Source organism: Anoxybacillus sp. FSL W8-1294, from assembly GCF_037965005.1.
Taxonomy (GTDB): Bacteria; Bacillota; Bacilli; order Bacillales; family Anoxybacillaceae; genus Anoxybacillus; species Anoxybacillus flavithermus_G.
This window is the reverse complement of the sequence record NZ_CP150179.1, coordinates 1244096-1258441: the sequence shown is the minus strand read 5'-3', so window position 1 is coordinate 1258441 and position 14346 is coordinate 1244096. Positions and strand designations below refer to the sequence as shown.

Annotated in this window: 19 protein-coding genes; 10 read left to right on the top strand and 9 right to left on the bottom strand. The window is 42.8% G+C overall.

All coding sequences use genetic code 11. From position 1 onward, the window contains the following. Positions 1 to 61: 61 nt before the first annotated feature. From NSQ23_RS06735 to NSQ23_RS06710, 6 genes are all read right to left on the bottom strand, one after another. Entirely contained in the window at positions 62 to 1072 is a 1011-nt protein-coding gene (locus NSQ23_RS06735) for an iron ABC transporter permease (protein ID WP_064214297.1), read from the bottom strand. Beyond that, positions 1069 to 2043, bottom strand: coding sequence for an iron ABC transporter permease (locus tag NSQ23_RS06730; RefSeq protein ID WP_339173897.1), 975 nt, complete (start codon positions 2041 to 2043; stop codon positions 1069 to 1071). The genes NSQ23_RS06735 and NSQ23_RS06730 overlap by 4 nt, the downstream gene beginning before the upstream one ends. A gap of 60 nt (positions 2044 to 2103) precedes the next feature. Beyond that, positions 2104 to 3033 carry an iron-hydroxamate ABC transporter substrate-binding protein gene (locus NSQ23_RS06725; RefSeq protein WP_192951822.1) on the bottom strand — a complete coding sequence of 310 codons (930 nt, stop codon included), beginning with the start codon at positions 3031 to 3033 and terminating at the stop codon, positions 2104 to 2106. After that, positions 2972 to 3832, bottom strand: a complete 861-nt coding sequence (locus NSQ23_RS06720) for an ABC transporter ATP-binding protein (RefSeq protein WP_339173895.1) — start codon at positions 3830 to 3832, stop codon at positions 2972 to 2974. The genes NSQ23_RS06725 and NSQ23_RS06720 overlap by 62 nt, the downstream gene beginning before the upstream one ends. Positions 3833 to 4054: 222 nt before the next feature. Continuing rightward, positions 4055 to 5176, bottom strand: a complete 1122-nt coding sequence (locus NSQ23_RS06715) for a glycerate kinase (protein ID WP_339173893.1) — start codon at positions 5174 to 5176, stop codon at positions 4055 to 4057. Further along, positions 5173 to 5598: a hypothetical protein gene (locus NSQ23_RS06710; protein WP_339173891.1), complete on the bottom strand. Its 426-nt coding sequence runs from the start codon at positions 5596 to 5598 to the stop codon at positions 5173 to 5175. Before NSQ23_RS06710 ends, NSQ23_RS06715 begins: the two co-directional genes overlap by 4 nt. A gap of 108 nt (positions 5599 to 5706) precedes the next feature. Here NSQ23_RS06710 and NSQ23_RS06705 point away from each other — a divergent pair, with 108 nt between their 5' ends. The 5 genes from NSQ23_RS06705 to NSQ23_RS06685 all read left to right on the top strand — a co-directional run bounded on the left by NSQ23_RS06705 (position 5707) and on the right by NSQ23_RS06685 (position 9708). Then, positions 5707 to 6939 carry an aminopeptidase gene (locus NSQ23_RS06705; protein ID WP_339173889.1) on the top strand — a complete coding sequence of 411 codons (1233 nt, stop codon included), beginning with the start codon at positions 5707 to 5709 and terminating at the stop codon, positions 6937 to 6939. A 168-nt stretch (positions 6940 to 7107) separates the two neighbouring features. Further along, positions 7108 to 8076, top strand: a complete 969-nt coding sequence (locus NSQ23_RS06700) for a hypothetical protein (RefSeq protein ID WP_339173886.1) — start codon at positions 7108 to 7110, stop codon at positions 8074 to 8076. Positions 8077 to 8087: 11 nt separating this feature from the next. Next, the gene (locus NSQ23_RS06695) at positions 8088 to 8348 is read left to right on the top strand and encodes a hypothetical protein (RefSeq protein WP_004889959.1); all 261 of its coding nucleotides are present in this window, start codon (positions 8088 to 8090) and stop codon (positions 8346 to 8348) included. Positions 8349 to 8420: 72 nt separating this feature from the next. Beyond that, a complete protein-coding gene (locus NSQ23_RS06690) occupies positions 8421 to 8846 on the top strand; it encodes an Hsp20/alpha crystallin family protein (RefSeq protein ID WP_004889956.1) in 426 nt (141 codons plus the stop codon). 73 nt (positions 8847 to 8919) lie between these two features. Next, positions 8920 to 9708, top strand: a complete 789-nt coding sequence (locus NSQ23_RS06685; RefSeq protein ID WP_004889954.1) for an EcsC family protein — start codon at positions 8920 to 8922, stop codon at positions 9706 to 9708. Between the two features lie 2 nt (positions 9709 to 9710). Here NSQ23_RS06685 and NSQ23_RS06680 read toward each other — a convergent pair whose 3' ends face one another. Further along, a complete protein-coding gene (locus tag NSQ23_RS06680) occupies positions 9711 to 11357 on the bottom strand; it encodes an FAD-dependent oxidoreductase (protein ID WP_339174318.1) in 1647 nt (548 codons plus the stop codon). A gap of 385 nt (positions 11358 to 11742) precedes the next feature. Here NSQ23_RS06680 and NSQ23_RS06675 point away from each other — a divergent pair, with 385 nt between their 5' ends. Beyond that, complete coding sequence (locus NSQ23_RS06675) at positions 11743 to 12171, top strand: Hsp20 family protein (RefSeq protein ID WP_339173880.1); 429 nt, start codon at positions 11743 to 11745, stop codon at positions 12169 to 12171. A gap of 21 nt (positions 12172 to 12192) precedes the next feature. On the opposite strand, the gene NSQ23_RS06670 is transcribed toward NSQ23_RS06675, so the two are convergent. Further along, positions 12193 to 12528 (bottom strand): YppG family protein, encoded by a 336-nt coding sequence (locus NSQ23_RS06670; RefSeq protein ID WP_339173877.1) that lies wholly within the window; start codon positions 12526 to 12528, stop codon positions 12193 to 12195. Between the two features lie 153 nt (positions 12529 to 12681). On the opposite strand from NSQ23_RS06670, the gene NSQ23_RS06665 reads away from it, so the two are divergent. Together NSQ23_RS06665 and NSQ23_RS06660 are read left to right on the top strand one after the other, a co-directional pair. After that, positions 12682 to 12894, top strand: coding sequence for a YppF family protein (locus NSQ23_RS06665; protein ID WP_012574773.1), 213 nt, complete (start codon positions 12682 to 12684; stop codon positions 12892 to 12894). A 62-nt stretch (positions 12895 to 12956) separates the two neighbouring features. After that, positions 12957 to 13124, top strand: coding sequence for a hypothetical protein (locus NSQ23_RS06660; protein WP_339173872.1), 168 nt, complete (start codon positions 12957 to 12959; stop codon positions 13122 to 13124). Between the two features lie 23 nt (positions 13125 to 13147). Here the strand turns inward: NSQ23_RS06660 and NSQ23_RS06655 are convergent, their stop codons facing one another. Further along, positions 13148 to 13351, bottom strand: a complete 204-nt coding sequence (locus NSQ23_RS06655; protein WP_339173869.1) for a hypothetical protein — start codon at positions 13349 to 13351, stop codon at positions 13148 to 13150. Positions 13352 to 13532: 181 nt separating this feature from the next. On the opposite strand from NSQ23_RS06655, the gene NSQ23_RS06650 reads away from it, so the two are divergent. After that, positions 13533 to 13634, top strand: coding sequence for a spore protein (locus NSQ23_RS06650; protein WP_339173867.1), 102 nt, complete (start codon positions 13533 to 13535; stop codon positions 13632 to 13634). Between the two features lie 101 nt (positions 13635 to 13735). Then, positions 13736 to 14335: a Holliday junction resolvase RecU gene (recU, locus tag NSQ23_RS06645; RefSeq protein WP_339173865.1), complete on the top strand. Its 600-nt coding sequence runs from the start codon at positions 13736 to 13738 to the stop codon at positions 14333 to 14335. The last annotated feature ends 11 nt before the right edge of the window (positions 14336 to 14346 follow it).

Here is a 14346-nt window from a genome sequence, read left to right as displayed (position 1 = left end):
ACCTCTCCCCTTTTTTGTAAACCTATAAAAAATAAAAGTTTACATTTATCGTATCATACGTTTATTTCTTTTTCCATAATAAATAAACAAAATAAGGAGCACCGATGATCGACACGATGACACCAGCAGGGAGGCCATCTGGTTCAATTAAATTGCGCCCAATCGTATCAGCAAGCAACAATAACGCACCACCCATCAGCATCGTCACAGGTAAACTTAACTCGTTTCGAGGACCAACAAGCGCCCGAGCAATATGTGGGGCCATTAAACCGACAAATGCGATACCGCCGGTGACGGAAACGGCCGATGCGGCAAGCGCCACCGCCGTCAATAGTAAAACGAGTCGTTCACGATCGAGCGATACGCCGATGCCAATGGCCACAGGATCATTCAATTGCAAAGCATTCAAGCGATGAGCTTTATATAAAACGAACGGAACGAGAATGATGAGCCACGGCAACAATGCGAGAACGAACGCCCAATCGAGCCCCCAAATACCTCCGGCTAACCATTTTGCAATAAAATCGACTCTCGTACGATCTGCTCCTGAAATAAGAACGATCATCAATCCCGAAAACGCCGTAGCAAAACCGATTCCGATTAACACGAGGCGAATCGGTTGAAGTCCTATTTGTTTATTGTACGACAACGTATAGATGAGAATCGCTGTAAGGAGAGCACTGCAAAAAGCGACGAGCGGAATAAGGTAAGCAAATGATTGTGCCTGAATCGGAACAAATAAAAAGAACAAGGCGACACCAACACCTGCGCCCGCATTTATACCGATAACACCTGGATCGGCTAAATCGTTGCGCATCACAACTTGTAAAATGGCACCAGACAACGCTAATGCCACACCTGCAAGCAACGTAATAACGATGCGTGGCAAACGAATCGAAAACAAAATGAATTGCTCTTTAAACGTCCCGTCACCTAAAAGCACCGGAATGAGACGGTCGAAAGATAAAGAAGAATAGCCTGTTCCCATGCTGATGATGGCCGTTATGCAGATGAACATAAATAGAACGAGCAAAATGATACGCTGTTTTTTTCGTAACTGAGGTACGATCATAGCATTTTCTCTCCTTTACGCACGATGAAAAGAAAAAACGGAAGCCCCATGACAGCCACAACAGCGACAACGGGCGTCTCGTACGGTGCGTGAATCATTCGTGCGACTGTATCTGCAAATAACATAAATGTCGCACCGCCGATCGCACTCATTGGCAAAATAAATCGATAATCCGTTCCAACAAACGAACGGACAAGATGCGGAATCATTAAACCGACAAATGCTAAATTGCCAACGAGCGCAACGGACGCACCAGCTAGTACAATAACGATGAAAAAAAGAATCATTTTCACACGCGTCAGTTGTTGACCAAGTCCGACAGCTACTCCTTCACTCATGCTTAAAATCGTTAATTGTCGGCTTTGCCAAAAAGCAATAAGCATCGCGAAACAAATGAACGGGGTAACGATTTTCAATTCATGCCATGTCGTTCCCATCATGCCGCCAGCCGTCCACATCGATACGTCTTTCGATACTTTATATATGAGACCTAATGCTTCTGAAACAGCGTATAAAAAAGTAGAAATGGCAGCGCCGGCTAGTACAATCCGAAACGGTGAAAATTGTTTACCGCCCACGCTAAAAACGAGCAAGCCTCCGAACGCAGCACCAGCAAAACAAGCGAGCACCGTTTGTATATAGTTTGTAGAAGGAAAAAAAGCAAACACGATCGCTAAAGCCGCATTCGCTCCTGCCGTTAGTCCAATAAGTCCCGGATCTGCAAGTGGGTTGCGCGTCATCCCTTGCATAATGGCGCCAGCGACAGCCAAGGCTGCACCTACGACGACAGCTGCGAATTCACGTGGTAGGCGAACTTCGCGAATCATCATTGCCACTTTATTTGTCTCTGGTGCTGTGATCGCTAGCCATATGTCTTTCACTGTCGTTTCTGCTGCCCCGATGACAATCGCGCAAACAAATGTCGCAATGAATACAATGAAAGCGAGCAAAAATTTTTTCAGCATACGCATCCTCTCTTTTCTATTTACATAAAGAAAGAGGAATTCACGACGAACTCCTCTTTCTTTATATTACTCACCTAAAAAGTGCTTTTTGAAAAATTCAAGCTGATATTCTAATGTAATTGGGTCGTTAAAGTAAAATTCTTTCGCATTCGCTTCAAAAACACGATTATTTTTTACAGCTGGAATATTTTTGTATGTTTCTGTTTCTGTAAATGAAAGGTCACCATCTGCGTTTTTGCTGAAGATGACATAGTCTCCAGCAAATTGTGGAAGCACTTCAAGGGAAATCGCATAGTATCCGTCTTTCAATGCATGTTCTTCAACGGCTTTCGGCATTTTTAATTTCATTTCTTGATATAAAATTTCTGTACCACGACCCCAGTTATTGCCGAATACGTACAATTGTTTATCGAAGTTTTCAATGACCGAAACGGTTGCATTTTCACCAATTTTCGCACGAATTTCTTCACCGGCTTGTTGAGCGCGCTTTTTAAAGTCATCGATCCATTGTTTCGCTTCTTCTTCTTTATTTAATAGTTTTCCAATTTCCAAATGTTGTGTTAAGTAATCCACTTTTCCGTACGTGTACGTGACAGTTGGAGCAATTTCTTTTAATTTATCTAAGTTTTTGTTTGTTGACGCAGCGATAATTAAATCTGGCTCAAGCTCGATAATTTGTTCTAAACTTTCATCTGTTACTTCTTTTGCATCTTTTAAATATGGCTCATAACGAGGGTTCATTTTTGCCCAAGAATCAACACCAACAATTGGCACATCTAACGCCATCACACTACCTGCTAAAAATGACGATAAAACAACAACGCGCTTCGGATTCGTAGGCACTTCGACTGGGCCTGTTTCAGATTGATATGTCATTGTTTTTGGTTCGTTCTTTTCTTTTGCTTCCTTTTCTTGTTCTTTTTCTGCTGCTTGGTTACCGCACGCACTCAAGATGAGGACGAACAAAAGAAGAATGGACATCATTCGCTTCTTCAACATGTTCTGCATCTCCTTTTATTAAATGATATGTGATACACATCGGTTTGTTTGTTCGAGGGTCACGACCGATTTCCGCGTCAATATGAAACACTTTTCGTAATACATCTCGCGTCATCACTTGTTCGCACGTTCCTGCTTGAACAATTTTTCCGTCTTTCATCGCAATCATATAATCAGCAAACCGAGCCGCTTGATTTAAATCATGTAGCACCATGACGATCGTGCGTTGTTGTTCTAGGTTGAGACGCTGGAGTAATTCGAGCACTTCTAATTGATGAGCCATATCTAAATATGTTGTCGGTTCATCTAAAAAAATGATATCAGTCTCTTGCGCAAGCGCCATCGCAATCCAGACGCGTTGTCTTTGACCACCTGATAGCGAGTCAACGGAGCGATGTTTAAATTCGATCGTTCCGGTCACTTCAAGCGCCCAATCAATAACTTCATAGTCGCGCTTCGTTAGCCGACCGAATCCTTTTTGGTATGGGAACCGTCCGTAAGAAACGAGCTCACCAACCGTCAATCCCCCCGGACTTTCCGGCGTTTGCGGTAAAATGGCCATTTTTTGCGCCAGCAATTTCGTATGCTCTTGCGAAATTTGTTTCCCGTCTAAAATGACCGCTCCCTCTTGATGACGAATAATGCGCGTCATCGCTTTTAAGAGCGTCGATTTTCCGCAACCGTTTGGTCCGATAATCGTCGTTATTTTTTCATCTGGAATATGTACAGTTAACCGATCAACAATGACGCGTTCTCCATATCCGATCGAAAGTTGCTCTGTATACAACCGTGACATATGTTTACCCCCTCGAACATGTAGCCAACTAATCGATATTGAGAATTAATATCAATACACATTGTAATTTACATGAATTGATTATCATTGTCAATTATTTTTTTATGAAAAAACCAACTTCATTCTGAGGGAAGTTAAAAATGTGTTTTTTTTTCTTTTTATTTGTTTATTTAGAACAATGTTTAATAAAAGTAAACTAAGCATTAATGAAGCGGTTTTCGACTAGGAAAACCGCTTGAGTGTACGAGCAATGTTCCGTGCTTTCGCATATAAGAGCGTAGAAGCTGATTGCATGCATTGTTCTACCGTCATCGGTTTTGTCGCAATCGCATCACAGCTAACAAAATATGCGTAGAGCTTTTCAAACCCATCGCCGAGACTGCCTGACAATAAAAAAGCAGGGACGTCATATTCGTTCGCTAATTGTGCGACATAAAATGGTACTTTTCCATATAACGTTTGCTCGTCGCTTTGTCCTTCTCCAGTAATGACAATGTGAGCATGTTTGATTTTTTGCGGCAGTTGCACCGTTTCACCAACAAGTTTTGCCCCGGAAATTAATTTCCCTCCAAGCAATAAAAAGGCAAAACCTAAACCTCCTGCCGCACCAGCTCCGCGCTCACGTGCATATGAACGACCAATTTGCTGTTCGATTGTTTGCGCATACGTATATAGCCATCGATCCAATATACGAACCACTTCATCATTCGCTCCTTTTTGCGGTCCAAATACGTACGATGCTCCTCGCTCTCCACAAAGCGGATTATCGACATCACATGCGATAAGAAACTCGCTTTCATGCAGGCGTCGATCAAGCGATGTCATATTGACATGAGCGATTTGTGGCAAAGAAGACGGGACCGGAGGCAATGGTTCCCCTTTAGCGTTCGTAAACGTCGCACCGAGCGCACATAACATGCCGAACCCACCATCATTTGTACTACTTCCGCCAAGCCCAATGACGAAACGGCGATACCCCGCATCAAGCGCTGCTATGATCACTTCACCTACACCGTACGTTGTCGTATGGAGCGGATTTCTTTTTTCGTTTGGAACGAGCGGCAAGCCGATGACTTGTGCTACTTCAATGACCGCTGTATCACCGACAACACCATATGCTGCTTGTTGCATATCAAAAAGTGGGCCGTGGGCCGTTACCGGTTGAAAGAATCCATTCATCGCTGAAACGATCGCTTCCATCGTCCCTTCTCCCCCGTCTGCCATCGGAACAGCGATGACGGTCGCTTCCGGATATTCACAGCGAAACGCTTCTTTTATAATGGTGCACACTTCGCTCGCTAATAAACTTCCTTTAAATGAATCCGGTGCAATGACAACATTCATGCGCTCACAACCTTCTTTAATATATTTTTTCCATCTTGCCGAATAAACAAAACGGTCATGATCGTTCCACGCTCGCACGAAAACGGTCCGTTTGTCATCATTCGTTCATGATCACGATAAGGTGAACGATATAAATCAAATAAAAACGTCGTCGCATCGATCGAATCGATAAATATAATTTCAGCAAACCATTCACCATTCACATACGAAAGCGGTGGGCCGTCTTGTCGTTCAATGGAAATGAGTTTTTTTTCGTCACTAATTTCACAGAAAGCGACGCCAACATCATCTCCAGCACAAAAGCCGATAAGCCGTTCTGTCGTCGTAAATGTGAGCGTCTCTCCTTTGACTTGTACATCAACCGTTCGTTCATGGGCACAAATAAACATGCCTTCTACATATAGTAACTGCTGATCTCCCATAATGCTCCCCCTTTTTCTCATCATATCACTGCGGGAAACGTTGGCACAATAAGCAACAGTTTGTTACAATGGCATTATGCTGAAAATAGCAATCAGGAGGTATATAGCATGTTAGAAAAACAATTGGAAAAATACGCACAATTAGCTGTACGTGTTGGGGTTAACATTCAACCAGGACAAACGTTGTTTATTAACGCACCGTTACCGTCTGCCCCACTTGTGCGCGAAATTGCTAAAAAAGCGTACGAAGCGGGAGCAAAACATGTGCATGTCGAGTGGAGCGATGAAGAGATCACGTACATAAAATTTAAACACGCACCAGAAGAAGCGCTTCATGAATATCCGACATGGCTTGCGAAAGGGCGTGAGGAAGTCGCTGAAAAAGGTGGGGCGTTTTTAAGCATTTATGCACCGAATCCAGACTTATTAAAAGATATTGACCCTGCGCGTGTCGCAGCAGCAACGAAAGCAGCAAGCCTTGCGCTACAACATTATCGCAGTCGCCTAATGGCCGATCATAACTGTTGGTCGTTAATTGCTGTGCCGACGCCAGCATGGGCGAAAAAAGTATTTCCGAATATGAATGAAGACGAAGCGATCGCAAAATTATGGGACGTTATTTTCCAAGTGACACGCGTAGATCAAGACGATCCGATTGCGGCATGGAAAACGCATAACGAAAAATTAGCGCGCATTGTCGATTATTTAAACAATAAGCAATATAAACAGCTCATTTATAACGGGCCAGGAACAAATTTAACGGTGGAGCTTCCAGATGGACATATTTGGGCTGGTGGTGCAGCGAAGAGCACAGATGGCATTATATTTAATCCAAACATACCAACCGAAGAAGTATTTACGATGCCTCATAAAGATGGAACGAACGGCGTTGTGCGCAATACAAAACCGCTTAACTACGGTGGAAATATTATTGATGGCTTTACGCTTACATTTAAAGATGGAAAAGTCGTTGATTTTACAGCAGAAGTCGGTTACGATACATTGAAACATTTGCTTGATACAGACGAAGGCGCACGCCGACTAGGAGAAATTGCGCTCGTCCCGCATCGCTCCCCGATTTCTCAATCGAATCTTGTTTTTTATAATACGTTATTTGATGAAAATGCTGCCTCGCATTTAGCGCTTGGCAAAGCATATCCAACAAATATTGAAGGCGGAACGAATATGCGCACAGAGGAGTTGCTTGCACGTGGCGCGAACGATAGTTTAGTGCATGAAGATTTTATGATCGGTTCGCATGAATTAAATGTCGATGGGGTTACAAAAGACGGTGTGCGCGAACCGATTATGCGAAACGGTGAATGGGTCATTTCGATTTAAAAATGTTGCGGCGTTTGTCCGCAACATTTTTTTTCGTTCGCATAGCTTGCCACAAATGAAGCGAAACAACAAGGACGAAATCGAACGGTCGTGTATAAAAAGGAATACTTGCATGAAACGTAAAACTATACGACAATAAAAGTAAAAACAATTAAAGGAGCGACAAATATGAAACAACGGTCGAAGTTACTTATTAGCATCGTTGCGGCTGTTACATTGCTTTCCGCTTGCAACGAACAAACAACTGCGCCAGCAAAACAGCCTATTGAAAATAAAGAGCAAAAAAAACAAGCACCGGCACCGCTTGAATTGACACTTGTTGAAAGTACAAATCAACTGTTTACGATTTCATTATTACCGAAGTTTAGTTTAGAGGCAGAAGAGCCAGGAAAAGATGTCGTCATGCATGAAAGTGAGCAAGAGCAATGGATGCGCATTGAACTTTTGCCAAAAGAGGCGAAAGAGCAAATGGAAACGTACGCAAAAGAACGGGCTATGGCTGTCTCTGAGGAAGCTACTCCGTTTGAAGGGACATTGCCGTTTGAAGATGCTATTGTATACGAAGCATCTGTCGATAATAGTGTCGTATATATTATTGGCGTAACAGAAGATGCACCGATGTTTTTAACGGTGTTTACGAAAAAAGAAGATAATTGGCTTGACCGCTTTATGACGATGGCAAAAACGATTCAACGGACCGAAACGGAAACGAGTGAACAACCGAACGAATCATTTTTCACATACAAAAGTAGCAATCAGCCGTTTCAAGCAAACATTTTAAACGGTTATCAAGCCGAAGCGGTCGAACCGGGCAAAGATATGATTTTTCTCGACGAAGAAAAAGCATCGATGACAGTAGAACTTATTGATGATGGTGCGGACTGGTCGTTAATCGAGGAACAAGCAGAACAGTACGTAAAGGCAAGCAGTAAAGACGGCACAGTCGAAAAAGTAACGTGGACAAAAGGAACGCTTTTAAACGGAGCGGACGTATATAAAAGTGCCATTACAGATGGAGAAGTATATGTATTTGTTGTAAAGAGCGGAACGCCGATGCGACTCACCATTTTCGTTCAGCAAGCTGATGGGTTAGATCCGTTTTTGCAAATGGCAGAAACGATTAAACGTATTGACTGAGGAGGGTTTTCGTGGAGCTATTAGAAGCATATCGATCATTATGGTCACACCGTTCGTTGCCTGCTACAGAAAACAATGCAGAAACTGTCCTATACGATGCGATTCGCCGCGATTTATTAGATGAAATGACACATCCTCGTTTGAGAAAATCGCCTTACGAAAAATTTTCATTGGCGCTCAAGCGCATTGCGTCATCATCGCTCGATGCGAAACAACAATACGAACTCGTCCGTTTATACGTACAACAGCTTGAAAACTTGCCTTCCCGCTAAGGCAAGTTTTTTGTATAATATCTCGTCATTTGCACAAAATACGTAGCGAATATAATACGAGGAGGTTTTTCGATGGATCCGTTTCGTTCATTAGATGTGATGCGACGAGATGTAGAACGTATGTTTTCTAGCTTTCCTTCCCTTTTTTCGCACGTAGATGGTGTGTTTCGTATGCCTCGCGTCGATGTGCATGAAAATGAAAAAGAAATGATTGTGACGTGCGACATTCCGGGGCTAGAGCGAAAAGAAGACGTCGATATTCATATCGATCATCAAACGTTATCGATTAGCGGACACGTGCGCCGACAACACGACGTACACGATGAACATATGCATCGGCAAGAGCGGTTTTATGGGCGGTTTCATCGTACCATTCCTCTTCCCTCCCCTGCCGCACATGAACATGTTCAAGCATCATATAAAAATGGTGTACTTGAAATTCGTATCCCGAAAGCGCAGGCTGATGAGAAAAAACGAATTGACGTACAATTTCATTGACACCGGCACGATCGCCGGTGTTTTTTTGAAACTTTTATGCGGTTCACACGTATGTATGCATGGGGTGAAAGAAATGGATGACAAATCGTTTTTAATCGAGCAACTTCATCTTATTGAACAATGGGAAAAAGAACAAAAGCGCATTTGGTTTTGGGAAAAAATAAGCCGTTTGCCTTTTGCTTTACTTGATCGATTGACCCCGGCGTGGATACATAAAAAAATGGCGCAATTGCTTGATGAGCTTGGCCAATATATTCAAACAGGCGGACAATATTTAGTAAATAAAGAAGCCGTTTTATCAACGTTTTATGGAGTGCCAACGCTACACGCTGTTCGTTCGATTCCTTTACAACGGATGAATGAAGCGTGTGAAACATTAATTGCGAAACGTAAAACGTTTGCGATGTATCAAGGGGCAACGACAGGATTGGGTGGAGCGTTTACGTTGCTTCTCGATATTGCTGTTGTTTTAGGCACCGCTTTAAAAACGTTGCAAGAAATTGCGATCGTATACGGATTTGATCCACATGAAAAAGAAGAACGATTGTTTATCGTCAAATGTTTACAATTTGCGCTTGCTGACGTCGTTGGCAAGCAAGCGATATTAAATGAATGGACAGCAAAAAATGAACGACAAACGATGTCACAATTACAAGGATGGCGCGAAATCGTTTGGGCGTTTCGCGACCAGTACGGTTGGAAAAAGTTGTTTCAATCCGTTCCGATTGTAGGAATGTTATTTGGAGCATGGACAAATCAAACGATGATTCACGACATTGCTGAAGCAGGTGCAATGTTTTATCGTAAACGACGCATTATAGAAAGGTTGGAAGAAATAGAAAAGGCGGGATCCCCCGCCTAACGTTACGCTTCATCACAAGGAATGACGGCATCATGAAGCGCCATGTTTACTTGTTGTTCATATCGGTTTCGTTCTTCTTCTGTCCAATTGAAATATGATTGCATAAATGCAATGACCGCTTCTTTTAGCTGGCGAACCGCAGCGATGTCAAAAAAGAGCGCTCCGGTACGTCGAATGAAAAAGTCAAGTGGCGTAACGGTCATTTCGTGTTCGAGCGCATAGATGCACATCACATACCAATCGAGCGGTAGCGATACGTTATTAGGATCATACGTACGAGCTAATGCAAATAAACGATCAACATTCGTACCGTATCGCTGCACGAGCTGTTTTGCTTCTTTTTCTGTAAACCCGTAAGCAAGCCCTTCAGCTACTTTTTCGGATAGAAACGTATGCCACCGGCTCGCACCACCGACGTCTCCACCAGAAATTGGTAAATGTTTCGTTCGGCAAGGCGGATACGCCCCATCTAACTGTTTAGCAATAAGGTCAACAACCGTTTCCGCCATTTTGCGATAGCCAGTTAACTTTCCTCCCGCAATCGTAATGAGACCAGACGGGGATTGCCAAACTTCGTCTTTGCGGGAAATTTCAGACGGATCTTTCCCTTCTTCATAAATGAGCGGACGAATTCCAGCCCAGCTTGATTCAATTTGTTGTTCCGTCAAATGAACGGACGGAAACATGTAATGAATGGCACGTAATAAATAGTCGCGATCTTCACGCGTCATTTTCGGATGAGCGCGGTCTCCTTCGTAAAACGTATCTGTTGTTCCCACGTACGTTTTTCCTTCACGCGGAATGGCAAATACCATCCGACCGTCAGGCGTATCAAAATATACCGCTTGCTTAAGCGGAAAATGTGCTTGGTCGATGACGATGTGTACGCCTTTTGTTAAACGCAATTTTTTTCCGACATGTGAGCCGTCTTTTTCACGCAGTACATCGACCCATGGACCTGCTGCATTCACTATTTTTTTCGCATAGATCGTAAATGTTTTTCCTGTCGTTTGCTCGCGACACATCACGCCATGGATGCGCCCGTTTTTATCGTACAAAAACGACTCCGCCTTCACGTAGTTGACAGCATGCGCCCCGCATTCTACTGCTTTTTTAATAACTTCAATCGTCAAACGTGCATCATCTGTGCGATACTCAACATAATACCCGCCACCGAGCAGTCCATCTTGTTTAATTAATGGTTCTTTTTGTAACGTTTCATGCGCGGATAACATCGTTCGCCGCTCTTCTTTTTTAACGCGTGCTAAATGATCATATACCCATAATCCAATCGACGTGCTCCATTTCCCGAACGTGCCGCCGCGATGAATCGGCAATAACATCCATTCCGGCGTCGTCACATGAGGACCGTTTTCATATACGATGGCTCGCTCTTTCCCGACTTCTGCAACCATTTTCACTTCAAACTGTTTTAAGTAACGTAAGCCCCCATGAACGAGCTTCGTTGAACGACTCGATGTTCCAGCCGCGAAATCTTGCATCTCAATGAGCGCTGTTTTCATGCCGCGCGTCGCTGCATCGAGCGCAATGCCACAGCCGGTAATTCCCCCGCCAATAATCAGCACATCGTACGTCGTTTGGCTCATTTCTTCTATCATTTGCAGTCGTCTTTTTGCTGAAAACATCATCATTCCTCCTTGTAAAAACAAAAAGAGACCAAAACAGGCACAATAAGTTTTGCTTATTATGCATGTATGGTCTCTCTTCGTCTCTTGACATATATGAACTTTAGTTTCATTGTATCATATACGTGGAAAAAGGCAACTATTTTGCACAAAAAGCCATTTAATAGCTGAACGTGGCTTACATAAGCTAATATTCATTCCTTTTTCTTTATATTTGTTGACGATGCTTTTTACATTAGAACGCTTGTTTTGCTTCGGTTTTTTATGCATGCGACCTCTTCCTTTCTCATCTCTTTTACGTATTTACGAATGACGACATAAAAAGTTTCGCGCACGATTTACTTTTTTCCTGCATATATTATGAACAAACGTATGTCATAAGGAGTGAATGTTGGTGAAAAAAGATTTGTCTCATATGCTTGATTCGTTTTTTGATGATCGTTCGTTAAAAAAATTATTGCATACGCTCGATGCATATGTTCATCGTGCACTTTCACCTGTTTATATTCCGATTGATGTGCGTGAAACGAATGAGGAATACGTCATCATTGCCCATATTCCAAACGCGAAACGTGACGGTATTCATTTGCAATTCATAGACGATACACGCCTGTTATTGTCGGTCGTTTACGATGAACAGACGGAAACGATTGATGACGAAAAGAAAATCATTCATCGCCAACGCACATACGAACGAGCAACAAAATCTATTTTCCTTCCTTATCCTGTTGCTGAATCAGACATTCAAGCATCATTTCAAGATGGCAAACTGATCATTCGTCTTCCACAGAGAAAAACATTTATCCCCATCGAATAAATACACGAAAAAACGCAAACGTTACAATTTAAACGTTTGCGTTAGTGCTTTTACAAGACCGCTCATCTGGTTCATCACTTGCACCGCCTGCCCCATCGTATTCATCATTTTTGTGATGTCATACGTTCCCTCTTTTGTTTTAAACTGCTCAAGCAAGCTTGGCGGTTTCGGGGCAGGAACGAATGGAGGCATCGGCGGTACAAAAGGAGAAGCCGCTGGCGGAGTGAATGGAGACATCGATGGTGCAACAGGGGGAACGACTGGCTGAGTTGGAAACGACACCGGTTGAGAATAGTATGGATAATAGTTCACTGGTGGAATATGTGGCATTTGCATCGTAGGCCACGATTGATACATATGTTTTCATCTCCTTTCATTACATCGTATTCGCTTGAGGTAAAATGGTTCGTAACTAATCATGTCAATCAATGTCGAAATTCTCAATTTTTTGAATTTAGCATGTCGTCTTTTTTTATGTTATGATAAATGGAAAAGGGGGAGGGAATAATTATGACAATCATTGAATTAAAAAACAAATTTATTGCGACAAAGCAATATGAACCGATCGATGCGAACGAACTGCTTGATTTTGCGCGTCAACTTTACTTGCGCAACGAATTGCCACTCGGCGCATACCGCCATCTCGTTCGTGATTTAGAGGCGCTTGGAGCATACAAACCCGATGATGAGCGAGTCGAGCAATATTCAGGAAGCATTGAATGATTAGTTCCCTTTTGTGCCATGCTAAGTAAGACGTTAGCATGACAAAGGAGGCATCTGTGAAAATGGGTCGAGGTGTTCATTTTCATCATAAGAAAAAAGGGCATGAAAGCGAGAAGCCAAAACATGGCGCACAAGTTGCAGCAAAACGGCAGGAAGTCGTTGACTACGCTATTGAACCGGTAGGAAGCGAAGAGCATCGCCCGGTGACAATTGAACGAGTAAAAGAATAAAAGGTGGCTGCTATGCCACCTTTTTATATCGCAGGAACGAACATGTACGTTTCTTTTTTTTCGATTCGTCGTTCAATATTATCGAGTTGACGTTCGATCGCCTGTAAACTGTCTTGCTGCATATCGTAATGCGTAGCCATTTGTTCTGCCGTACGCTCTTTTAATTTATTTTCTAACTGTTCAATTTCATCAAACAACTGTTGTAGTTGCATTTGAATATGCTCCATCCTCCAACTCCCCTTTCGTCCTTTGCCATACATATTCTCCATCCACTACCTCTTCCCTTCTCACTTGACAAAACTAGAAGAAATTCGGCAAACAAAGTGTTGTGTGTACAGAATTCGACAAATGTATTCGTATGTTTTTGACATGATCGGCCAAAATAAAACGAAGAAAGGAGGAAATCCGATGGCAAAAAAAGAGCAACCAAAAAAACAAAAGCCAAAGCAAAAAGAAGCGACAGGCTTTGGCGACAAAAAGCTAGAAGGCCCGGACCGTCCTTCTACATAAGGAAAAGAAGCGAGCGAATATGCTCGCTTTTTCTAATTTTCACGAAAATGACGAACGGACGAAACATATGGTATAATGTTGAACATTCAAGGGGGGATGATATGTTTAAATATCCGAATGGGCGAGCGTATGAAAAAAAAGAAAATGAACAGACGTTGCACGCCTCTGCTTCTGATACGCATGGGAATCGCGGAATGACGCTCGAGGCGGATGTAAATGAAACAAACGCCTACTACTTAGCTCAAGGTATTGCTGTCATTCATAAAAAGCCAACGCCAATACAAATTGTACGCGTCGATTACCCGAAGCGAAGCGCTGCTGTCATTAAAGAAGCGTACTTTAAACAACCGTCCACGACGGACTATAATGGCATATACCGTGGGAAATATATCGACTTTGAAGCGAAGGAAACGCGGAATCGTACATCGTTTCCACTTCAAAATTTTCATGAACATCAAATCGAACATATGAAGCAAGTATTAGCCCACGGAGCGATTTGCTTCGTGATTTTGCGTTTTACGACGCTCGATGAAACGTATTTACTCGACGCACATCACCTCCTTGAATATTGGGAGCGCAAGCAACAAGGTGGGCGAAAATCGATGACAAAAGCGGAAATCGAACGACACGGTCATCTCATTCCGCTTGGCTATCATCCACGAATTGATTATATTCAAATAGTGGACAAACTATATTTTTAGAATAGGGGGAA